Below are 23,563 nucleotides of genomic sequence, written 5' to 3' on the forward strand. Positions count from 1 at the left end.
TGGCTAGACACGCGTCCGTCAGGCCGAGGCGTCCTCATGCTCCATTGCGGTTGCCTCGACGGCGCGTTCGCCCGCGAAGCCGCGTAGCCCCACCACGTGGACATGCTCGGTATGGTTGAACACCTTACGCACCAGCTTATAGGTGGTGCCCTTCTCCGGACTGATGTTTTCCGGCGCGGCGATGATCAATTGCATCTCCAGACGTTCACACAGCTCGAATAGGGTAGCGATCGACTTGGCGTCCAGACGCGCCGCTTCGTCGAGAAACAACAGACGACAAGGGGAGATATCTTTACCGCGCAGACGACGCGACTCCTCCTCCCAGCTTTGCACCACCATCACCAAGATCGACATCCCGGTACCGATAGCCTCACCGGTCGACAGCGCCCCACTTTCGGCACGCAACCAGCCGTCGGAACCACGATTGACCTCCACCTCCATCTCCAGATAGTTGCGGTAGTCGAGCAGCTCTTCACCAATAGTCTGCGGCGTACGCTGCCCCAGGTCGATCTGCGGATTCAGGCGCTGATACAGCTTGGCCAACGCCTCGGAGAAGGTCAAACGCTGGCTGTTGAACAGATCCTGATGCTGCTCCTGCTGCTCAGAAAGCACCGTCAACAACATGGCGTGGGTTTCGCGCACATTGACGTTGAGACGCACACTGTTCACTTGGCCGAACGCTACCGATTGCAATCCCTGATTTAACATGCGGATACGATTCTGCTCGCGCTGTATGGTCTTGCGGATAATGTTCGCTACGCTGCGCGCACTGATGGCCAGCTTCTGCTCACGTGCCGTCAACTCCTCCGTCAGACGGGCCAGTTCGATCTCCATCTGCTCGATGGCATCGATCGGATCATCGCTGCGAATGATGTCCTGGCGGATACGCTCGCGCAGATGTTGGTAGACCGCCACATAAAACTGTACCTTGCGCTCGGGGCGCTTCGGGTCCTCCGACAGACGCAGCACGTCGCGCAGATGTTCGTTATCCGCCACCGCCAGACGCAGCGCTCCCAACGCCTTATCCGACATGGAGCGCAACTCCTCGGCGTCCATGTAGGCCAGCTCACGCCGGTGCAGCCGACGCTCGACGCCATTATCTTTCACCAAACGCATCACCGCACACCAGCCAGCCTTGGCCTGGGTCACCTGGGCGCGCATCAGATGGTAGTCACGCTCCGCCTTGCGCAGCCGCTTGACCAGCGCCTCCATCTCCGCCTCACAGATAGTGATCTGCTTCTCTAACTGATTACGGCGGCTACGGTTCTCACTCAAGGCGGCGTGCAACTCGTCGCGGCGCGCGCGGGCGCGCGCCTCGGCATTCGCGTCCGCCGTCACCCCGATCGCCTGCATCTCCTGTTGCAATTCCTGCAACATGTCACGCTTGGCATCGAAGGCGCTCTTCAGCGAGGCTAATACCTGGTTGTATTGGGCCAACTGCCCTTGATGGTGGCGCAGCTGCTCACGGCTGCGGCTACGCTCGGCCTCGGCATGATCCAGGCGCTGACGCAGACGCTCGTTGAGGTCAGCGTTTTCACTCAACATGCCTACCGCATCGCTATAACTAAAGTGCGCACGCCGTTGGAGCACCTCCGTCAAGGCAAAAGTCTGCTGCTTGGCGAGACGCTGCTGCTGTTGCGCTTGTTGATAGTCCTGCTGCAATTGTTCGTGCTGTTGCGGATCGCTCTGCAACACATCGATCACCGGCTCCAGCGCCGTCAGGGTCGCGCCATGCTGATGCAGATAACGCGCCGCCTCCTGCGCCTGCTCCCGTTCTTCGCGTAACTCCGCGACACGATCGGGTAATGTCTCGTCCGCCAACAACGCGGCCTGTGGCGCTAGACGGTTGAGTAGCCCGATCAGTTCGCGCGCCTGCTGCAACTGTTGGCGCTGCTGTTGTGTCTGGCTCTCTTGGCCGGCGAATTCACGCTCGATCTCACCGCGCCGCTGCTGCAACAGGCGCAGCTCCAGCTCGGGATCGGTCTCAAAAGCCAGCGCCAGGTGACTGCCGATAAAGCGGCTGAAGGCGTGATGCAGACGCTGGATCTTCTGAACATCAAACGACAGCGTGGCGTAACGCTCCGCCAGCGTCTCACGTTCGGCATACAGCGTCTCCAGACGACTCTCGCGCGCCGCGCGGCCAAACAGCGGCAGCGTCGGGAAGCGTGAGTAGCGCCACTGGCGATCGGCGATCTTCACCACCACCGCCTTCTCCAACTCCTCGACGGCGAACACGCTGTCGTCGAAAGATTGCGGATCCCCCTCGATCAGATAGAGATCCTCCGGGCACTCCTCCAGTCCGGCGAGCTGGGCGCGTACCGCCGCCAGATCCTGCACCACGATGGCGTGACGCGACGGGCCATACAGCGCCGAGAAGTAAGGTGCATCATCCAGAGTGACGTCATCGTAAATCTCCGACAACAGCACCCCACCGAAACGCTCGGCCAAGGCGATCAGCCTAGCATCCTCGGCGCCGCCGGGTTGGCTGAGGCGTTCGATCTCTCGCTCCAGCCCCCCTTTACGGGCGGCGACTTCGTCGCGCTCGACGGTGTATTCGCGTTCGCGCTCCAACAACTGTTGCATCTGATCGGTGACGGCGCGGCTGTCCTCCAAGGTTTCGCCGCACTGAGCCTCCAGCGCATTCAAAGCCTCCTGCGCCGCGATCCACGCTGGGGCACGGGCGCTAAGCCATTTAACGCGTTCGGCACTCTGCTCCAACTCCTGGCGCAACGCCATGCTGCGTTCGCCGGCCTCCGCCGCCTGTTGGCTCAGGTTTTCGATCTGTGCCTCCAGCTCAGCCTGCAAGGCGTCCAGCGCCAGAACGTCGCACTCGCGCCCGCTACGCTTGATGCACTCCTGTAGCAACCGCTCGGCATCCTGTTGCGCATCGAGGCGTTGCTCCAGCTCGGCCAGACGAGCGCCAATCGGTGCCACACGTTGTGCCTGGTGCTGGAGCGCCGGCCACTCGCGTAGCAACGCGCGTCCGGCCTGCCACGCCTCGCTACGACTCACCTCACCTACCACCTGACACACCAGGCGATAAGCGTGTTCAAACTGGCTGTGGGCGGCATTGGCGACACTCAGCTTCTGCTCCAGTTGCAGCAATAGCTCCGTTGCCTCCTGCTCACGGGCTTCAAATGCTTCCAGCCAGGTGTCGACGTCGTCGACGCTCAACGCCGGCAACTGGCATAGCGCTTGCGCCCGCTCCAGCGCCTGAAGTGCCTGCTGATACTGGATGGCGCGCGTCTGCTGTACATCCAGCGCCTGCTGGTAGTCGGCCAACTGACTCTTCAATTCGTCCACTTCGGCTTCGGCCGCGTCACTCCGCTCCTGCCAAGACTCATACTGCTCCTGCGCTTCGGCCGCCACCTCACTCTGCTCGTCCAAGCGGTAGCGCAGCTCCTCCAGATCGCCCTGGTAGCGTTCGATTTTCTCCTGCTGACGCATCGCCGTCTGCACCAGGTTGAGGTGATCGCTGGCCGCCTGGTAATCCGTTTCTAGATCGGACTCGGCGCCATTCTGTTCCTCTAACTCGCGCGCCATCGTAACATGGCGATATTGCTCACTCAGTAGCTGCTTACGGCCGCCCAACAACTCGCGGCGTAGGGTCAGCGCCTGCTCCAGATGGCTACGCCGCTCGTTGGCATGGCGCATATAGTCCGCCGACACATAGGCGGTAGCTTCACTGATCAGGTGTTTAAATAGATCACGATCAGACTGGGTGACCCGGATGGCTTCCAGCGTCATGCGGTTTTCACGCAACGCGGCCTCCATGTCCTGGAATGCCTTACGCACCCCGCTGTTTTCCGGCAACAGGTAGTCACGCAGCGAGCGGGTGATGGCGCTAGAGATACCGCCATACAATGACGCCTCGATCAAGCGGTAGAACTTGCTACGATCCGCCGCAGTGCGCAGACGGCGCGGCACTACCCCCAAATCAAACATCAATGCGTGATAGTCGGTGATCGAGTTAAACGGTTTAAACTGCACGCCTTCAATCGCCTCGGCGCGCTCCTTCAGTTCGGCTAGCGGCAACACGCGGGCCTGACGTTCGCCGACCGTCTCGGTCAGCAATTGCGTCGGTTGGATCGCCGTCGGCAATCCCTGGATGGCGAAGGGTTTGATGTCGACCTTACGATCGCGTCCGGCCACCTGTTGCAGGCGAACCCCCACCAGCACCCGCTGATGACGCGAGTTGACGACATCCAATGTGGCGTAGCAGACGCCAGGACGTAGTTTGCCGTGCAGTCCCTTATCACGCGAGCCACTGGTGGCACCGGCTTCGGTGGTATTACGGAAATGCAGTAGGGTCAGATCCGGGATCAGGGCGGTGACGAAAGCCGCCATGGTGGTGGATTTCCCCGCCCCGTTGCCGCCGGAGAGGGTGGTAACCAGTTCATCTAGATCAAAGGTCCGCGCAAAGAAGCCGTTCCAGTTGACCAAAGTCAGCGAGCGAAACTTACCGCGTTCAATCATTCCTGTTCATCCTCCGCATCCTCGGACTCCTGCTCCGTCGGGGTAGACTCGGCCCCCTCGCCGTCATCATTCAACGCCAACGACGGCTCCAGCCTGACGGCCTCGCCATCGCGGATCAGGCGCAACTGGGCTTCACGCGCGTCATCGCCGCTGCGTACATCGGCACCAAAACGGAACACCGATTCAGTAATGCGGAACTTGTTGCTGTCATTGGTGATAAAAAAGACCATGCCCAAGCGACGCAGGCGATTCAGCGAGGTACGCAGCTTCTCCTGCAACTTCTGGCGATCGAGATCGGAGCCAGTCGAGCGCTGGTTTACCAGCTTAAGCAACTTATTTTCGTCGGTCAGCGTCAGCAGCTCGTCATACAACTCCTGCTGGCTGAAGATCCCCTCGTGAGCCAACCGCTCCGGGCTCAGGTAGAGATAGCAGAGGATCTTGCCCACCAGCATATCCAACTCGGAGAGCACCGAGCGCGGGATCAAGGTAGTCGAGCGCGGGCGCAGGTAGAAAAAGCCCTCCGGCGCACGCACCAACTCCACGTTATAACGTCCGTAGAACAGCTCCAGCTCCTCTTGGAAATCCATTAGGAAGGCGTGATTATCCAGATCGTCAATGCCGATATGGCGCCCTGCGCGTAGCTGGCTATCCAGCGCCGGAAACAGCGGATTGAACACCGCTTGTGCCAGCTTGGCTGGCATTGTGTTTTCAGTATTTGTCGATGACATGGGCCTGTACCTTGGCTCCGTACTCATTGATCGCCTGCCACTGGGCCGGCAATCCGGTGAAATCTGCTTCGGCTACCCCCAGGCGAACCGCCTGGTCAACCAAAATTCTTGCTACGTCAAAATGGCGCTGACGTGGATAACGCGCCAGGTAGTCGCGCAATACCCGGCCGAGATCCAGCGGACGTTGCTCCTGGCGATACACTTGCAGCTCCTGTTCGAGCAGCTCGGCCAATTGCTCGCGCAGCGCCGAGAACTCCTCATACTCCAGATCGGGCGGCAACTCACCGGTGACTTCCGCATTGAGCAACATCAGCTCCTCGTCACGCATGTCTAACAGGCGTTCGGCGTTAGCGTAGGTTAGCGCCCAGGGCGCATCGAGATAATGTTGTACCGACTGGCGCAGACGTTGGGCGAATACCCGATTCTTATCCATATCGATAGCGGTACGGATAAACTTGTGCACGTGACGGTCATAGCCGATCCACAGATCGATCGCCTGTTGCCCCCAACTGATAATCCGATCCAGCTTAGCCTGCAAGTCGAACACCAGCTTATCGACAAACGCCAATGCCGTCTGGCCTAAAGTCGCCTCTTGAATGCGTAACAGATTAGCCTGTAGTTTGTCGCCCGCCGCCTCTAGGGTATCCTGCAATTCGCGCAGCGTGCCGGAGGTCTCCGACAACAATAATTCGCAACTGGAGATCGCCGCCCGCCAATCCTGGTTCAGCAGTCCGGCGATATCACTTTTGACCCCCTGCTGCTGCTCATCCATCAGACGCTGGGTCAGATCGATACTGTCGAAGATCTCCGCCACCGAATACTTCAGCGGGGCAAAGACGTTACGCTGCCAGTGAAACTCATCGCCGCCTTCTTCCGCCGCCTCGGCCGCCGTGCGTAACTCCTGTGCCACGATGGAAAGCTGCATCGACAAGCGTAAGGTAGAGAACTCTCTCTGGCGGATGTAATAATCGGAAAGGCTGATCCCCAGCGGGGTCAAGCGGTAGATGGCACTGCCCTCCGCCAGCTCACTGGTAAAACGGTTAAGCAGACGCTGCTTCACCAAATCGTTAATCGCGTTGTTCGCGCGTTGGGTGATGGTTTCCTGCGTCTGCTCGAATGCCTTGCTGACATGACGGAAGACATCGACCAGATCCCCTTCGCTCATCTCACCATCTAAACGCTCGCCGTTCAGGGTGGCGATAGCCAGCAGAAACGCTAGCCGCTCGGTCGGTAAGCTTAAGGAGAAATCATTTTTGCGCGCCCAGGCAACCAGCTCCGGTACCGTCTGGGAAAAATCGCTCATAATGGATCCTTAATGTCACCTTTGTGCGCCATCACATGGATGTAGCGCCCTAAACTCACAAAGGGCTCCTGACGGCAATAGCGTTGCTCCAACGCCAGCAAGTCGTCAAAGGCCCCCTCTTGTTGGCTCTTGTCACGGAGGTAGTCGTGGAACACTCGGACCCCGGTTTTTCCGCTAATGGTCAAACCCAACTGCGCCAGCCAGTCATATACCTGCACGGGATCCAACGGATGATCGGGCGAGAGGGAGCGCCGCTTGCGCTTCGGCATGCCGCGCTTCACATACTCCATATTCCCCACCAGGGTATTTAACATCAGTAGTCCGTTGTAGTTATAGAACATTAACGACAGCGCCCCACCCGGCGCCAAGCATTTTTCCAACGCCGCCAACACGGCCTGCGGCTCCGCCACCCATTCCAGAACGGCATGAAACAATACCAGATCCACTGGCGCGGCCAAATGGTGATGCATCTCCTGCGCCGGACTTTGTACCAATTCCATGCGCGCGCTAACACCTTGCTCAGCGGCATGCTGCGCCGCTCGTGCCAGCATCTGTTCGGAGATGTCACACAAGATCACCTGGTGGCCGCGCGCCGCTAGTTGGCAAGCGATTTGCCCCTGTCCGCCACCGGCATCCAGGATGCGCAACGGACGCGGCGGTAACGTGGCCAACAACGTTTCCAGATCCTGCCACAGAACCGCCTGACGGATACGCCCCTTGGTGGTGCCATAAATATTACGCGCAAATTTATCCGCGATATCGTCAAAATTACGATCCTGCATGCTCCTCACTCCGCATCCCGCCGCCGTACCACGGGTGACTGGGGGCGACGCCGCCGCCCCGTCGGTGGCCCGGCGTTACGTGACGCCACCGAAGGATAAAGCGTCCATTTTGACACAGACTATCGTAGAATGAATATTATCAGTCTGATATTCGATGCGAATGACGTTTTTTCACTCAAAAGAGAGCGTTAGCCATGCTGTTTGCGCTAAAGAAATTTATTGGTTCGCTGCTGCTACCGTTGCCCTTCTTGTTGTCGCTGTGCGCGCTCGGTCTGGCTCTGTTATGGTTCAGTCGCCATCAGCGCATGGGGAAAGTGTTGGTTTCACTGGCTTGGTTGGGAATTTTCCTACTCAGCCTACAACCCTTGGCCGATCGTCTGCTCGTCCCGCTGGAAAGCGCCTATCCGACCCTCAATCAAGGCCAACAGGCACGTTACGTGGTGGTGCTGGGAGGAGGCTATACTTATAACCCACAGTGGGCCCCCAGCTCCAACCTGATCAACAACAGTCTGGCACGCGTGACGGAGGGGGTGCGCCAGCTTACGCTCAATCCTCAGGCGCAACTGATCCTGACCGGCGCGGCGGCGCAAGGAAATCGTCACAGTAGCGCCGCCGTCGCAGCGCAGGTGGCGCGCTCGCTGGGCGTCGCGCAACAACGCATCATCGTGCTGGATAGTCCGCGCGACACGGCGCAGGAGGCACAGGCGGTAGCAGCACGGGTCGGCAATGCCCGCGTTATCCTGGTAACCTCGGCCAATCATCTGCCACGCGCATTGCGTTTCTTCCACCACCAAGGGCTCGACCCGATCCCGGCCCCCGCCAACCAGTTGGCTATCACTAGCCCACTTAACCCGTGGGAGCGTTGGGTTCCGTCCCCCCTCTACCTGGGCCATAGTGAACGCGCCTGGTATGAGACGTTGGGCCGTCTCTGGCAAGGGCTCCTCGGCCAGGCACAGGATCGGCGCCGCGTGACACCACAGGAGAAATCATAATGTCATGGTCCCGCTTGCGACGCCACCCACGTCTCGTCAGCCTACTCGCCGCCCTGCTGAGCATCGAACTCCAGGTAGTGCTGTTCGATGCACTCGCCAAACCGCAGAACGTCGCCCTCAATGGCAATCCGCTGGAGACCATCAGCATGCTGGGCTTCTTCTTCGCCTGGACCACCGGCCTCAACGCCCCGGCGGCGCTGCTGGCCGGCGCAGCCTGCCTGTTGCCCTTACCGCTGGCCGTGTATTTAGCGTGTCAGCACTGGCTGCGGCGGACACGCTAACGGCGAGGAGGCGCATTACAGCGCATGGGGGTGTAGCAGCAACGTACTCAAGCGATTATGCTTAGCGATCACCTGCGGCAGATCGATGGTCTGCAACTGTCCATCGCGGATCACCACTCGGCCATTGATCACGCTGAGCGCTACATTGCCAGGGTTACAGAATAGCAGTGCCGCCAGGGGATCGTGACGTGCGCCGGCCGTCCCCAAGCCACGCAGATCGAAGGCGACAAAGTCCGCCGCCATCTCCGGGGCCAGACACCCGATGTCATCGCGATTAAGGATCTGGGCTCCCCCTCGCGTCGCCAACCATAGCGCCTCGCGTGCGCTCATCGCCTGCGGCCCACTGGCGACGCGCTGTAATAGCATCGCCTGACGCACCTCCGCCAACAACGAGCCACCATCGTTGGACGCCGAGCCATCTACCCCGATGCCGACCGGTACGCTGGCATCCACCATCTGGCGGATCGGTGCAATACCCGAGGCTAATCGCATGTTGGAGCAAGGGCAATGGGCCACGCCAGTCTGAGTGCGTGCGAATAACGCGATCCCCTCCGGGTCGAGTTTGACGCAGTGCGCATGCCAGACGTCCGGCCCCGTCCAGCCCAAATCGCGCACATACTCCGCCGGGGTCATGCCGAAATGGCGTTGACTGTAGCTGATGTCATTGTCGTTTTCCGCCAGATGCGTATGCAACGAGACGCCGTAGCGCCGCGCCAGCTCGGCGCTCCGCTTCATCAACTCGCGACTGACGGAGAAGGGCGAACAAGGGGCTAGCGCGATGCGTAACATGCTGAACCGCGCCGCATCATGGTAGCTTTCAATTAGACGCTGTGAGTCCTCCAAGATCGCCGCCTCCGACTCAACCAGCGCATCGGGCGGTAGGCCGCCGCGGCTACGCCCTCGGCTCATGCTGCCTCGGCAGGCATGGAAGCGCATGCCGATCTCGCGGGCTGCATCGATGCTGTCATCCAGACGGCAGCCATTGGGGAAAATATAGAGATGATCGCTGGACGTAGTACAGCCGGACAACATCAGCTCTGCCATCGCCGTCTGCGCCGAGATGTAGATCATCTCCGGCGTCAGCCGTCCCCATACCGGGTAGAGCGTCTCCAACCAGTCGAACAGTTCCGCATCCTGGGCGCCGGGTAGCGCGCGCGTCAAGGTTTGGAACATGTGGTGATGCGTGTTAACCATCCCCGGGATCACCACATGGCCGCGCAGATCCAACTCCTCATCGGCGCTGGCCGCCAACAGCTCCTCTCCCCCTACCGCCACGATGCGGCATCCCTCGATCAGCATACAGCCGGAGCGGATCTCGCGCCGCTGATCGTCCATCGTGACCAACAGATCGGCATTCTTAATCATCAGCGTTTTCTTGTTGTGCATACCCTTCCCTCTTTTGACTCGGCGGCCATCGGGCGATGGCTCGCGTCTAGGACGCTTCCGACGGGCTATCCTGCTTAGCCGCCCGCTGTTCCGCGCGCATCGTTACCATTCGTTCATCCTGTTGATAGCCATTGAAGAAGAGATTCAGCGCCACCGCGCTGACGCTAGCTAACAGGATACCGCTGTGCAGCAAGGGTTGGAGCGCAGACGGCAACTGACTAAAGAAGTGTTGTGATACCGTCGGGATCATGCCGACCCCGAGGCTGATGGCGACGATATACAGGTTAAAACGGTTATGGCTGAAATCGGTACGGGAAAGGATGCGGATCCCGGTGGCTAACACCATGCCGAACATCACGATACCGGCTCCGCCCAACACAAACTGCGGCACCGAGGCCACCACCACCGCCATCTTGGGGATCAGACCAAACATCAATAAGATCCCTCCGGACATCACACATACCCAACGACTGGCGACGCCGGTCACACTGACCAGACCGACGTTCTGCGAGAACGAGGTGTGCGGGAAGCTATTAAACATGCCGCCGATGACGGTGCCGATGCCGTCGACCCGCAGTCCACGCACAATGTCATGCTGCTTGGCCGGGCGACCAACAATATCCCCTAAGGCTAAAAACATGCCCATCGACTCGATAAAAGTGATCAGCACGACTACCGTCATCGTGATGATCGAAATCGGCTCGAAGATCGGCCAGCCGAAGGCGAAAGGATGGATCGGCGCAAACCAGGCGGCATCGGCCAGACCGCTGAAGTTGACCTCGCCCATCCCCAACGCCAGCACAAAGCCGAAGACGATGCCCAGCAGCACCGAGATATTACCGAGAAACCCCTTGGCATAGCGGGTCACCAACAGAATAAACACCAATACCAACAACGAGGTGCCCAGGTAGATCGGACTGCCGTAGTTGGGGTTCCCCTTACCGCCGGCTGCCCAATCGATGCCAACTTGCATGATGCTGATACCGATGGAGGTGATCACGACCCCGGTGACCACATTGGGGAAGAGCGGCATCAGCCGCCCAACCAGCGGCACCATCAAGGTTGCCAAGAGCCCCGAGGCGATGGTTGCACCGAAAATCCCGGTCAGACCGATGGTCGGATCGGCGCCGATGGCCAGCAGCGGTGTCACGGCGGCGAAGGTCACTGACATGATCACCGGTAAACGGATACCGGCGAAGCGGCCAATCCCCAGGCATTGCAATAACGTCACCACCCCACAACAGAACAGATCGGAACTGATCAGAAAGGCGATCTGCTCTTTGGGCAGGCCGAGACCGCCGCCGATCACCAGCGGCACCGCCACGGCCCCGGCATACATAACCAGCACATGCTGTAATCCCAGGGTAAAAAGTTGCACGATAGGTAACTTACGTTCGACTTCATCGGCGGGCAGGCTGATGCTGGCCGCCGGTGGGTTCTTGATAACGTTCATCGACTCATCACTCCTTACGGCACGGCGGTGGCGACCACCGGCTACGATTCGAGAGGCATACGCTTCCCCTAATTTATTGGGTGCATTGATCATGGTACGTAGATCGCCCTCCCGGCGGCGGACGACCGTTTTATCACCATGCACAGAACGTGCGCATTTCACGTTTAAAACGTCAGTTAGGTAAAAGTGAAACGAGATTTGAGGAAGGAATCACATTTATCGCCGCGGGAAAAGACGGATGGCGACGATGAAAAAAGAAGCAAGGTGAAACGTTTGCTCAACGCTATCAAAGTGGTAGCGCGGCGTATCATTTCTGCAACGAGTAGCTCAAAGTGATTACCCGCGCAGCGACGCGGGCGGTGCACAGACTTAGCCTAGCCAGGGAAGTAACTGCTGAGCGGCGCGGCTCAATACCGCGTGCTCCGGTACACCGGTATGCAGGTAACGATTGGTCGCCTCCCAGAGCATGTAAAGCCAACGCCGCGCCATGAAGGCGTCGCTGACCGGGGCCTTACACAGGTAACTCGCCAGTAGATCGGTAGACAGCTCATCTTCACAGAGACGGAACAGATCATATTCGCGCGGCGCCCACAGCGTCATGCCGGGGTTCAGCATCGCCAGCAACTGATCGCTACGGCTATCTTTCAGGATACTGCGTAGCGTCAGGTTGCCATGCACCAAGACCGCACTGTCGTCAAAGCTGGCGAACAAAGCGTCCAGTTGCGCCTGGCTACGAAACAATGCCTGGCGTACCGGCATCGAAAGCGGCCCCATGCGCGCCGCATCCAGCAATGACCAAATCACCGTTACCCGCTGCTGATACCATTGCGGCCAGCCGTTCTCCTGCACGCTATCGACCGTCCCCACACAACCGTGACTATCGATACGATGCCACGCCAGCAGCCCCTCGACGATTTGTTCCTTCAGCCCCTGCCAACGCGCCATATTACGTGCTGGCGCCTCGGCGGCGACGCCACGCAACCGCTCGATCAACAGAATTTCCCGAAATGGCGCCTGGCAGGTGGTGAGTACACCGAAAACCGCCGGCAGACGTACCGTTCCCTGACGGGCTAGCATCGACAGCTTGTAAGCTTCTTGCTGCGCTACGCCCGCGCACAGATAGCTCTTGGCCACCAACGGAATCGCCGCACCCTGACGGGTGTAGAGGGCATACAGATACGCATAAGGCTGCTCGCTGATCTGCTCCATTCGTCCGATGGGCTCGCCCAGCGCCGCACTCAACTCCGCTCTCAGTTCCTCCATCCCCGTCCCCCCTTCTCAGCTTGTCGTCTTGAGCTATCATGAGCAAGAATCGCCCATCACACCCCCTGTAAGATCAAAAAAGCGTGCAATCGCACGCTTTTCTGTTTCTTCTGCTTGACCGCTTAGCTGTGCGCCACAATGGCTCGCACACGCGCGAGATCCTCGGGGGTATCGACCCCGGGTCCCGGCACCTGCAACGCGACATCCACGTGGATCTTCTCGCCATGCCACAACACACGCAGTTGCTCCAGCATCTCAATCTGCTCCAGCGCGCTGGGTGCCCAAGTGACATAACGGCGGATAAAACCAGCCCGGTAGGCGTAGATACCGATATGACGCAAGAAATGATCGCCGATCTGCGTCTGTGACACGGCAAAACGCTCACGATCCCAAGGAATGGTGGCGCGGGAAAAATAGAGGGCGTATCCCTGCTGGTCACGCACCACCTTCACCGCGTTTGGATTAAACGCCTCCGCCGCCTCATGGATCGGTACCGCCAAGGTCGCCATCCCCGCCTCACAGCGCGCCAGATTCTGCGCCACCTGGCGAATGATCGCCGGCGGAATCAACGGCTCATCGCCCTGCACATTGACGATGATGTCATCGTCCGCGAAACCGCAACGCTCCACCACCTCAGCCAGCCGCTCCGTCCCGGAGTGATGATCCGCGCGGGTCATACACACCTCGCCTCCGGCTTGCAACACGGCCTGCTGCACCTCGGGATGATCCGTCGCGACAATCACGCGGCTGGCACCGGAGGCCCGAGCCTGCGCCATCACCCGTACGACCATCGGCTTCCCCGCGATATCGGCCAACGGTTTCCCAGGCAGGCGAGTTGAGGCGTAACGCGAGGGAATAATAGCAATAAAACTCATCAGTTCTCTTCCAATGGCAAAGTCCGAGCCTCACTCTCTAGCATCACTGGGATGCCATCACGCAACGGAAAGGCCAAACGGTCGATCTTACACACCAGCTCCTGATGCTCTTGGTCAAACGTGAGCTTTCCATTACAGACCGGGCAGGCAACAATCTCGAGTAAACGGTGATCCATGTGTAAAGGGTCCTAGCTACCAATTTGCTATCCACAAGTGTCGTTAGCATACCCCCTTCGAGGGAATTTATCATCCGTTGACAGGTACCGTTTCAACATGATCCACACGATAGACGCCTTAATCGACGCTCTTGCCGCTACAGGCGCATGCACGACGTATCAGGAATGGGGATGTCAGACATCGGGGGAAATGCGGCGCAACGGCGCCAGGAGGAGGGACTATCAGCAGCCAGCGGCAAAACGAGTAGGGAAAACGCTGGCTGCACGCTACATCAGTAGGCGATCACATCTTCGGCGATCTGACTGCGGCGACCACGCGGCGTCGAAAACTCGACCCGTTGCCCCTCACGCAGTAGCTTATTGCGTGAGCTGGCGATAGCGGTGCGGCTAACATACAGATCATCCCCACCATCGAGCGGGGAGATGACACCCAGACCCGCACTCGGGTCATACCACTTCACGAAACCCATCTTTAATGTCATTGTATTTATCCTTCTTATTCTACACCCGCGCAGGCTGAGCCCTTGCTGGGTGGTCGTGCTCTATCAAGTTATCGTTATCAACTCCGTTGAGCCTTGGTGAATCACAGATCAAACAAAAAGCCCGCCATGAGGCGGGCTTTCTCGAGAACAACGCACGTCACCAGCGAACATGTCGCCGTGCTAACGATAGTGCATTGTCACGCGTCACAATTACAGAGCGACGACGTTGGCGGCAGCCGGCCCGCGCGGGCTGTCCTGAATGGTGTACTCTACACGCTGGCCTTCGGCCAACGTTTTGAAACCGTCACCGGTGATGGCAGAGAAATGTACGAATACATCTTTACCGCCGTCATGCTGCTCGATAAAGCCGAAGCCTTTGCTTTCGTTAAACCACTTTACCTGACCAGTCTTCTTAGACATTTGAATTACCTTAAATTTTAACTGAAATTGCCCCATCGGGGGGTTAGGCCGAATGCAGAAACTAACTTATGGGTGGCACTAAGAAGAGGGTTCTCGAACAAGCGGAATCACCAAGGATAACGTCTTAAAAGAGTAACAGCATTATTCTCATGTCGTACATAAATCGGGTCTGTTTTACAGGCCAAGACCATTTACGCATAAAGCTGACGATTGAGCAAGACGTTTTTTCTGTGAAAATCGCGCGATCGATACATAAGGCCACTAAATGTCCCCCCCGCCGACACTGGGCGGGGGGCGTACCAATCCATATCAAACACCGCGCCGTTGGGCGATCAGCTCTGCGATGCGCGCCAATAATGCCCCGCCCTGCGCCGCCGGCAACTCGGCGCTAACCGGGAGGTACCACCAATTCTCTTGCGCAAAGGCGCGGCACTTCACCGCATCTTTCTCCGTCATCAACAACGCCTGTCCCTGAGGCGTCAGCGCCGCCAGGGTGGATGCCTGATAAGCCTGATGATCGGCGAAAGCATGGGTCGCCTGGAGCGTCACCCCCAGTTGCGTCAGCGTCTGGAAGAAGCGTGGCGGGTGGCCGATACCGGCCATCGCCACCACCTCCCCCGTCAGCATCGAGGCCATGCACCGTTCGCCGCTGCGTAGGTTGACCAGCGTCATACCACTCAGGAGCATCGGGATCTCACCGGGCTGTGCCTCACCGCCGTTAACGATCACCGCATCGACCGTCTGCAAGCGGGAAGCACGTTCGCGCATCGGCCCGGCGGGCAACCACCAGCCATTACCGAAACGACGGACCCCATCGACCACCACCAACTCCATGTCACGCGCCAGCGCGTAGTGTTGTAAGCCATCGTCGGTGATCACCACATCCAACGCCTCCTGGGCCAGTAACGCCTGTACCGCCGCACTACGTTGGGGAGCCACCGCCACACGCGCACCGGTGCGCTGGGCAATCAACAGCGGTTCATCACCGCACTCTTGACTGGTCGTCGTACTGTCCAACAGCAGCGGATAATGCGCCGCATGACCGCCATAACCACGTGAGACCACACCGACTCGGTAGCCGCGCTGCTGCAACTGCTCGACCAGCCAGATCACCAGCGGTGTCTTACCGTTCCCCCCTGCCGTCAGGTTGCCCACCACCACCACCGGCAACGGTGCACGCCAAACTGCGCGCCAACCGCGCCGATAAGCTTGACGACGTAACCAAGCAACCAGGCCATACAGCCAGGAGAGAGGCAGCAGCAGCAGGTAGAGCGGCGAGCGCCCAGACCAGATACGCGCGATCATTGGCCGAACTGCATATGATAGAGCTGGGCGTAAACGCCCCCCTTATCCAACAAGGTGCGGTGATCGCCACGCTCCACGATGCAACCGTCCTCTACCACCAAGATCTCGTCAGCGCTTTCGATGGTCGACAGTCGATGTGCAATCACCAGCGAAGTGCGGTTTTTCTGCAACTCATCCAACGCCGCCTGAATGGCTCGCTCCGACTCGGTATCGAGCGCTGAGGTGGCTTCATCGAGGATCAGAATCGGACAATCGCGCAACAACGCGCGGGCGATGGCGATACGCTGACGCTGTCCCCCGGACAGCATCACGCCATTCTCACCGATAACGGTATCCAACCCCTGTGGCATCTTATCGATAAAATCCATTGCATAAGCCAGACGGGCCGCATGCTCAATCTGCTCACGACTGTAGACATGATCACGCGCATAGGCGATGTTGTTGGCGATGGTATCGTTAAACAGATGGACGCTCTGCGAGACCAATGCTACCTGATCGCGCAGCGAACTCAGGGTATATTCACGCAGATCGTGGCCATCAATCAGGATCTTGCCCTGCTGAATGTCGTAGAAGCGCGTCATTAAATGGGCGATCGTCGACTTACCGGATCCAGAGCGACCCACCAGGGCTATCGTTTTGTTGGCCGGAATGGTCAGACTGATATCCCGCAGCGCCGGCACTTCTTTCCCCTGGTAGGTAAAAGTCACCTGTTCGAAATGGATATCACTCTTGGCATGTTCGGCAGTCAATACACGCGTCCCTTCGTCTTTCTCCTGCTCCAGATCCAGAATGGAAAACAGCGTTTGGCACGCCGCCATCCCGCGTTGGAACTGAGAGTTAACGTTGGTCAGCGACTTCAGCGGACGCATCAGGGCGATCATCGAGGAGAACACCACGGTGATTGTACCGGCAGTCAAGGTATCCATCACACTCGGGAAGCTGGCAGCATACAGCACGAACGCCAGCGAAAACGAGGCGATCAGCTGAATGATCGGATCGGAGATCGACGAAGCCGTCACCATCTTCATGCTCTGCTGACGCATGTGGTTACTGACCTTATTGAAACGCTCGCTTTCCACCTGTTGCCCGCCAAAGATCAGCACCTCTTTGTGCCCCTTCAGCATCTGCTCGGCGCTGGCGGTGACCTGCCCCATCGAGTTTTGCATGTTCTTACTGATGTTACGGAAGCGCTTAGAGACATAGCGGATGGCAAACGACACGATCGGTGCCAGTACGATCAAGATCACCGATAACTGCCAGCTGTAATAGAACATCAGACAGAATAAGGCGATGATCGAAGCCCCTTCGCGCACCACAGTAATCAGCGCGCCCGATGAGGAGGAGGCCACCTGTTCAGAGTCGTAGGTGATACGCGAAAGCAGCGTGCCGGTTGACTGCTGATCGAAGAAAGAGACCGGCATCCCCATCATATGGGAAAACAGCTTGCGGCGCATATTCATCACCACTTTGCCGGAGACCCAGGAAACACAGTACGAGGAGACGAAACCGGAGATACCCCGGACCACCATCAAGCCGATCACGACAAACGGCATCCACTTCAAGATATCGGTGCCCGCCTTACCGAAACCATCGTCCAGCAATGGCTTCAATAGCGACAGCATGTAGGCATCGCTAGCGGCGTTGATCACCAAGGCAACCGAGGCTACGATGAGTCCGGCCTTGAAAGGGTTGATCATCGGCCACAGGCGGCGAAAGGTCTGCCAGGTCGAGAGATCTTTATCATGCAGCATGTAATAAACCAGTTAGGAATGAAACAGCGGATTATTTTACCCGTTATGCTCTGCAACGCCAAACCAAGCATGATACCAACGCGTATCTATTTGTGGCCGTTGAGCACGGATCTGCCAGCCAGCGGCGGAAAAATCGACGCGGATCATCCCGTCGTGGGCGTTATCATACCAAGTGATCCCCCGCTGACGATAACGCTGGCGTACCGCTGGCGCCGGAAAGTGCCACGGTGAGTAACGAGCGACGGAAGCCAGGGCAACCTCAGGCCGTACGGCCTGTAACAAGGCCGGCGACGACGACGTAGCGCTGCCATGATGCGGTACCTGTAGCAATGCGGCACGCAGCGGGACGCCGCTGGCGACCAATGCACGCTCACTGATAGCCTCGATGTCTCCCGTCAACAGCATCGCCCCACCCGGCCCATGCAAGCGCAGCACACAAGAGTCATTATTGCGCGGTGTCGCGACCGGGCGCGGCGGCCAGAGGAACTCGAGACGTAGCCCGCGCCAATAGGCGTGTAATCCCTGACGACAAGGCAGATCGGTGGGGTCGGGCGAGGCCACCCAAGCATGCGGATAGGCGCGCTGTAGGCTCGCTCGTCCGCCGGCATGGTCACTATCGGCGTGGCTGATAATCATCCCATCCAACGCAATGGCGCGCCAGCGTAAATAAGGCAGTAAAGTCTGACGTGCTGCATCTCCCCCCGGCCAACGCCCACCGGTATCGTACAACAGAGCGTGCCCCTGGCGCTGGATCAGAACCGCCAGACCATGTCCGACATCCATCATCTCCACGCGCCATCCGGTGCTATCCCCGCGCGCCGCTAACACGCCCGCCAGCGCGCATAGGCTCACCAAGAGTGCATGCCCGCTATCCTTCCCACCCTGCCACCAGGGGTACAGCAGCGCCATCAGCGCTACCCACAGCGCGCCCATCAGCGCTGTTTCGGAAAGGAAGAGCCAGCCATCAGGTAGCCAGGATAACAGAGCCAATAGCCGCTCTAATAGCCACAACGCCGCCTGCCATGCGCCACTGCCAAGCGCCGGTGCCCCTAGTAGCGTCAGTATCAATCCCGCCAACGCCAGTGGCATCACCGCCAATGACACCAATGGAATCGCCAGGAGATTGACCAGCGGCCCACTCCAACTGAGGCCGTGGAATAACAGCAACTGGAGCGGCGTCAACAGCAATAATAACCCCAGTTGTAGGTGTAACAATCGCCCAATCGCGTTACACCACGGCCAACGCCAATGCGGGTGAAACGGCCACCCCTCGTGCCACAGCAGCAAGGCGGCCACCGCGCCCAGCGATAACCATAATGCGCTGGACAGCAGCAACAGCGGTTCAAGCAATAACGTCAAGACCAGCGTCATAGCCAAGATGTCGCGTGGTGCCACCCAGTGCCCCCGCCAGCGCCCGATCAGATACAGCGTCACCATCAATGCGGCGCGCAACGTCGGCGGCGACAGACCGGCCAGCCAGGCATACCCCCATGCGGTGCACAACGCGAAAAGCAGCGCTGGGCGTGGCGTCTGCCAGCGCAACGGCAATCCGAGGCTGCCCAGCCGCCAGAGGGCCCTCGCCAAACCGGCAGCCAAGGCGATATGCAGCCCCGAGATCGCCAGCAGATGCAGAATACCGCTATGACGCAACAACGCCTGCTGCTCGCTCGTCAAACGCCCGCGCTCGCCATACAGCAACGCCAATAACAGCGGGAAAGCGGGATGCGTCTCCCCACGCGCACGGGCCAAATCGATGGCGCGCTGGCGTAGCGAACGACGGGCATCGAGACGCTGATAATGACGAGGCGTTGCACTTAACACCACGCCCTGCGCCAACTGCTGGCGTTGTCGATCGAACCCCGCCGGATTGAGCGAGCCATGTGACGCCCGCAGTGTCGCCGTAATGCGCCAGCGTTGCCCGGCGGCATAGGGGAAACGCACCGTGTTCCAATACAGCCGTAGACGAAATGGCGCGATCGCCTGCCCATCAAGGCGCGTTACCCACAGGTAAAGTGCGCGACGAGGCATCTGCTCGCCTAAGTAGGGTGTCTCAATCCGTCCCTCTAACGTTGCCTGGCGGTCGGCATACACCAATGGTTGTAACGCCAACTGCGCCCGTTCGCTACCCCAGAGTAGCCCTAAGCACAGTAAGCCCAGACGGAGTAGCCACGGGTGATGCCAACAGGCGGCGGCCAATCCCAAGAGTAGCAGCACTAGCGACAGCCAACGCGTGGGCAACGTCGCTAACCAAAGTAACGGTAACATGCCTGCCGCCAGATAACCTAACGCCGTTGCTCCCCCCATCGCCGCCTCCCGTGCAAAAGCGCATTGTGCACCCGCACGCGACGTCATAACGCCCTCGTTACGCTAACTTGAGCAGCACAACGCAGCAAGAATACGCTATACACACCAGCACGGCATCGTATTACGAAGGGCGTCCCGACGTGACGCTGAATGAGCGCCAGCCAACGTGTGCGGGGCGAGGCGTTTCACACACACCGTACACTATGGCTAAGACTTGCGGCCTTCTCCCACAGTGACTCGCCGGTATCGACTGACATCGCAACCGAAAGGAAAGAAGAAAACCGGATGAAAGCAAGCAAGTGGCGGCGCATTCGCGGGCACGCGCCCCCGCACGAGGGATATGGTATAGCGTGCCAAAGGGACGATGGCGTTAAAACCGGTGCGGAATGCGCAGAAAGGAGGAGCACGCAAAATAGAAAAATGGCGCCGTAAGGCGCCATTTTAATCGATTCGATTGGCAATCAAGCGTAGATGTTTGCCCGATCGCGTAACTCTTTACCCGGCTTGAAGTGGGGAACGTATTTACCTTCCAGCTCCACCTTTTCGCCGGTTTTCGGATTACGACCGATCCGGGGAGCACGGTAGTGAAGTGAAAAACTGCCAAAACCACGGATCTCAATGCGTTCACCCTCGGCCAATGTGGCGGCCATGTGCTCCAGCATCTCTTTTACCGCATCCTCAACGGCCTTAGCAGGCAGATGGGGTTGCTGACTGGCAAGTCTTTCAATGAGTTCTGACTTGGTCATATATCCTCCAAGCTGTGTCTCCCCTGAAAGGAGAACGCACGATGCAGCTTAACTACCGTTACAGGGCGGCGTTACGCCGCCCTCATCATTATTCGCCTTTAGCTGCTTTGAATGCTTCAGCCATTGCGTTAGAGAAGTTTGCATCGTCCTGGCTGTTTACGGCAGCCATGGCATCTTTCTCTTCAGCTTCGTCTTTAGCACGGACAGACAGGCTTACAACGCGGTTCTTGCGATCAACGCCAGTGAACTTAGCTTCAACTTCGTCGCCAACGTTCAGAACCAGAGTCGCATCTTCAACGCGGTCGCGGGAAGCTTCAGAAGCACGCAGATAGCCTTCTACGCCATCAGCTAATTCAACTGTAGCACCTTTCGCGTCAACTGCGGTGACTTTACCAGTAACAATCGCACCTTTCTTGTTCAGAGAGATGTAGTTGTTGAACGGATCTTCCGCCAGTTGCTTAACGCCCAGGGAGATACGCTCACGCTCTGCATCGACCTGCAGAACAACGGCAGCGATTTCATCACCCTTCTTGTATTCGCGAACGGCTTCTTCGCCAGCCACGTTCCAGGAGATGTCAGACAGGTGCACCAGACCATCGATGCCGCCTTCCAGACCGATGAAGATACCGAAGTCAGTGATTGACTTGATCTTACCTTCAACGCGATCACCCTTGTTGTGGGTTTCAGCGAACTGCTGCCACGGGTTGGCTTTGCACTGCTTCAGACCCAGGGAGATACGACGACGCTCTTCGTCGATATCCAGAACCATCACTTCCACGACGTCGCCTACGTTAACAACTTTGGACGGGTGGATGTTCTTGTTGGTCCAATCCATTTCGGATACGTGAACCAGGCCTTCAACGCCTTCTTCGATTTCAACGAAGCAGCCGTAATCGGTCAGGTTGGTCACGCGACCGGTCAGTTTGGTTCCTTCCGGATAACGCTTAGCGATAGCGACCCACGGATCTTCGCCCAGTTGCTTCAGGCCCAGAGATACACGGGTACGCTCGCGGTCGAACTTCAGCACCTTAACGGTGATTTCATCGCCAACGTTGACGATTTCGCTCGGATGCTTAACGCGCTTCCAAGCCATGTCAGTGATGTGCAGCAGGCCGTCAACGCCGCCCAGATCAACGAATGCACCGTAGTCAGTGAGGTTCTTAACGATACCTTTAACTTCCATGCCTTCTTGCAGGTTTTCCAGCAGCTGATCGCGTTCTGCGCTGTTTTCAGACTCGATGACAGCACGACGAGAAACTACAACGTTGTTGCGCTTCTGGTCCAGCTTGATAACTTTAAACTCAAGCTCTTTGCCTTCCAGGTGCAGAGTGTCACGCACCGGACGCACGTCTACCAGGGAGCCCGGCAGGAACGCACGGATACCGTTCAGCTCTACAGTGAAGCCACCCTTCACTTTACCGTTGATCACACCGGTAACAGTGGCAGCGTCTTCGTAAGCTTTTTCCAGCATCAGCCAAGCTTCGTGACGCTTAGCCTTCTCGCGGGACAGCTGAGTTTCGCCGAAGCCGTCTTCTACTGCATCCAGAGCCACATCAACTTCGTCGCCTACCGCGATTTCCAGTTCGCCCTGTGCGTTTTTGAACTGCTCGGCCGGAATGGCAGACTCGGACTTCAGACCGGCGTCAACCAGTACGACGTCTTTGTCGATAGCAACAACAACGCCACGAACGATGGAACCCGGGCGGGTTTCGATTTCTTTCAGGGATTCTTCAAAGAGTTGAGCAAAAGATTCAGTCATGTTGATAATCTTCAGGATTCTTTAATTGAACGTCCATCCGGCATCCGGCCAGACGGGGTTGTTTAACATACCTCGCTACATTCCATCGCGACGAGGGGTACTAATTATACAACGTTTTTCACAGCTAAACGAACAATTTATCAATAACAACAATAGGCCACGAGCAAAATTTTCCCGTTGACGGCTAGTGCTGCTGACAATGCCGGATCGCTACGAATACCCGTTTACGCCAGATGCTGGCGTGCATGGGCCAATGCCTGCGCAATTACCTCATCGATAGACATCGCCGTCGAGTCGAGCAGTAACGCCTCCGCTGCGGGCACCAACGGTGCCACGGCGCGGTTACGATCGCGGAAATCACGCTCTTTAATTTCAGCCAAAAGACTTTCAAAGTTAACATCAAAACCCTTCTGCTGCAACTGCAACATCCGGCGACGAGCACGTTCTTCGGCACTGGCATCGAGGAAGATCTTCACCGGCGCATCGGGGAAGACCACCGTCCCCATGTCGCGACCATCGGCGATCAGTCCCGGCGCCTCGCGAAAGGCACGTTGGCGGCGCAGCAGCGCCTCACGCACCCGCGGGAAAGCGGCCGCCCGCGACGCGGTATTACCGACCGTTTCGGTACGGATCGCCGTGCTGACATCCTCCCCTTCCAGCACCACACGCAACTCCCCTTGGCTGGCGTCGAAACGCACATCCAAGTGCGCCGCCAGAGGCACCAGCGCCTCCTCTGAATCAATATCTACCTGATGATGCAGCGCCGCCAGCGCCAGCACGCGGTAAATCGCACCGGAGTCGAGTAAATGCCAGCCAAAGGCCTGCGCCAACGCCTTACATAGCGTCCCTTTTCCTGCGCCGCTTGGCCCATCTACGGTAATGACCGGAACTATCGCCGTCATTCTTGTCTCCTCTCAATTGGAACCCCCAGTCACACAAACCGGGGAAAGCGTATTGTGGGATGGTGACGCATATCTCCCCATGCCACACCACACTCGACCATGATCCCGGGCGCATTATACGCTGACGACGGGCGAACTGTTACCCTCGGCTGCGACGGTTGCTGGAAAAACTGGCGTTA

19 protein-coding genes are annotated in these 23,563 nt (G+C 58.3%); 2 read left to right on the forward strand and 17 right to left on the reverse strand.

What is annotated here, in order from left to right:
• Positions 1–18 precede the first annotated feature (18 nt).
• From mukB to cmoM, 4 genes are read right to left on the reverse strand one after another with little or no spacing between them, the layout of a single operon-like run.
• Positions 19–4,476, reverse strand: a complete 4,458-nt coding sequence (gene mukB / locus EHO01S_RS01695; RefSeq protein WP_024522328.1) for a chromosome partition protein MukB — start codon at positions 4,474–4,476, stop codon at positions 19–21.
• Positions 4,473–5,204: a chromosome partition protein MukE gene (gene mukE / locus EHO01S_RS01700; protein ID WP_024522329.1), complete on the reverse strand. Its 732-nt coding sequence runs from the start codon at positions 5,202–5,204 to the stop codon at positions 4,473–4,475. Before mukE ends, mukB begins: the two co-directional genes overlap by 4 nt.
• The gene (gene mukF / locus EHO01S_RS01705) at positions 5,185–6,507 is read right to left on the reverse strand and encodes a chromosome partition protein MukF (protein WP_024522330.1); all 1,323 of its coding nucleotides are present in this window, start codon (positions 6,505–6,507) and stop codon (positions 5,185–5,187) included. Before mukF ends, mukE begins: the two co-directional genes overlap by 20 nt.
• A complete protein-coding gene (gene cmoM / locus EHO01S_RS01710) occupies positions 6,504–7,289 on the reverse strand; it encodes a tRNA uridine 5-oxyacetic acid(34) methyltransferase CmoM (RefSeq protein WP_024522331.1) in 786 nt (261 codons plus the stop codon). Before cmoM ends, mukF begins: the two co-directional genes overlap by 4 nt.
• Positions 7,290–7,483: 194 nt before the next feature.
• On the opposite strand from cmoM, the gene elyC reads away from it, so the two are divergent.
• Both elyC and EHO01S_RS01720 read left to right on the forward strand, forming a co-directional pair.
• Entirely contained in the window at positions 7,484–8,281 is a 798-nt protein-coding gene (elyC, locus tag EHO01S_RS01715; RefSeq protein WP_024522332.1) for an envelope biogenesis factor ElyC, read from the forward strand.
• Entirely contained in the window at positions 8,281–8,562 is a 282-nt protein-coding gene (locus EHO01S_RS01720; protein ID WP_024522333.1) for a hypothetical protein, read from the forward strand. The genes elyC and EHO01S_RS01720 overlap by 1 nt, the downstream gene beginning before the upstream one ends.
• A gap of 15 nt (positions 8,563–8,577) precedes the next feature.
• Here EHO01S_RS01720 and EHO01S_RS01725 read toward each other — a convergent pair whose 3' ends face one another.
• The 13 genes from EHO01S_RS01725 to cmk all read right to left on the reverse strand — a co-directional run bounded on the left by EHO01S_RS01725 (position 8,578) and on the right by cmk (position 23,384).
• The gene (locus EHO01S_RS01725) at positions 8,578–9,948 is read right to left on the reverse strand and encodes an 8-oxoguanine deaminase (RefSeq protein WP_024522334.1); all 1,371 of its coding nucleotides are present in this window, start codon (positions 9,946–9,948) and stop codon (positions 8,578–8,580) included.
• Between the two features lie 46 nt (positions 9,949–9,994).
• Positions 9,995–11,401, reverse strand: coding sequence for a nucleobase:cation symporter-2 family protein (locus EHO01S_RS01730; RefSeq protein ID WP_024522335.1), 1,407 nt, complete (start codon positions 11,399–11,401; stop codon positions 9,995–9,997).
• Between the two features lie 369 nt (positions 11,402–11,770).
• The gene (locus EHO01S_RS01735; RefSeq protein WP_024522336.1) at positions 11,771–12,664 is read right to left on the reverse strand and encodes a YcbJ family phosphotransferase; all 894 of its coding nucleotides are present in this window, start codon (positions 12,662–12,664) and stop codon (positions 11,771–11,773) included.
• A 122-nt stretch (positions 12,665–12,786) separates the two neighbouring features.
• Positions 12,787–13,539: a 3-deoxy-manno-octulosonate cytidylyltransferase gene (gene kdsB, locus EHO01S_RS01740; protein ID WP_024522337.1), complete on the reverse strand. Its 753-nt coding sequence runs from the start codon at positions 13,537–13,539 to the stop codon at positions 12,787–12,789.
• Positions 13,539–13,715 carry a Trm112 family protein gene (locus EHO01S_RS18050; RefSeq protein WP_071990985.1) on the reverse strand — a complete coding sequence of 59 codons (177 nt, stop codon included), beginning with the start codon at positions 13,713–13,715 and terminating at the stop codon, positions 13,539–13,541. Before EHO01S_RS18050 ends, kdsB begins: the two co-directional genes overlap by 1 nt.
• Before the next feature lie 272 nt (positions 13,716–13,987).
• Positions 13,988–14,197, reverse strand: a complete 210-nt coding sequence (locus tag EHO01S_RS01750) for a cold-shock protein (protein WP_005287486.1) — start codon at positions 14,195–14,197, stop codon at positions 13,988–13,990.
• Between the two features lie 210 nt (positions 14,198–14,407).
• The gene (gene cspE, locus EHO01S_RS01755) at positions 14,408–14,617 is read right to left on the reverse strand and encodes a transcription antiterminator/RNA stability regulator CspE (protein WP_005296986.1); all 210 of its coding nucleotides are present in this window, start codon (positions 14,615–14,617) and stop codon (positions 14,408–14,410) included.
• A 309-nt stretch (positions 14,618–14,926) separates the two neighbouring features.
• Entirely contained in the window at positions 14,927–15,922 is a 996-nt protein-coding gene (gene lpxK, locus EHO01S_RS01760; protein WP_024522338.1) for a tetraacyldisaccharide 4'-kinase, read from the reverse strand.
• The gene (gene msbA / locus EHO01S_RS01765) at positions 15,919–17,673 is read right to left on the reverse strand and encodes a lipid A ABC transporter ATP-binding protein/permease MsbA (protein WP_024522339.1); all 1,755 of its coding nucleotides are present in this window, start codon (positions 17,671–17,673) and stop codon (positions 15,919–15,921) included. Before msbA ends, lpxK begins: the two co-directional genes overlap by 4 nt.
• 36 nt (positions 17,674–17,709) lie before the next feature.
• Entirely contained in the window at positions 17,710–20,025 is a 2,316-nt protein-coding gene (locus EHO01S_RS01770) for a DNA internalization-related competence protein ComEC/Rec2 (RefSeq protein ID WP_232238231.1), read from the reverse strand.
• A 413-nt stretch (positions 20,026–20,438) separates the two neighbouring features.
• The gene (ihfB, locus tag EHO01S_RS01775; protein WP_024522341.1) at positions 20,439–20,723 is read right to left on the reverse strand and encodes an integration host factor subunit beta; all 285 of its coding nucleotides are present in this window, start codon (positions 20,721–20,723) and stop codon (positions 20,439–20,441) included.
• Positions 20,724–20,811: 88 nt separating this feature from the next.
• Positions 20,812–22,482 (reverse strand): 30S ribosomal protein S1, encoded by a 1,671-nt coding sequence (gene rpsA, locus EHO01S_RS01780; protein ID WP_024522342.1) that lies wholly within the window; start codon positions 22,480–22,482, stop codon positions 20,812–20,814.
• 224 nt (positions 22,483–22,706) lie between these two features.
• A complete protein-coding gene (cmk, locus tag EHO01S_RS01785) occupies positions 22,707–23,384 on the reverse strand; it encodes a (d)CMP kinase (RefSeq protein ID WP_024522343.1) in 678 nt (225 codons plus the stop codon).
• Positions 23,385–23,563: the final 179 nt, after the last annotated feature.

It is taken from the genome of Edwardsiella hoshinae NBRC 105699 = ATCC 33379 (assembly GCF_000474215.1).
Lineage (GTDB): Bacteria > Pseudomonadota > Gammaproteobacteria > Enterobacterales > Enterobacteriaceae > Edwardsiella > Edwardsiella hoshinae.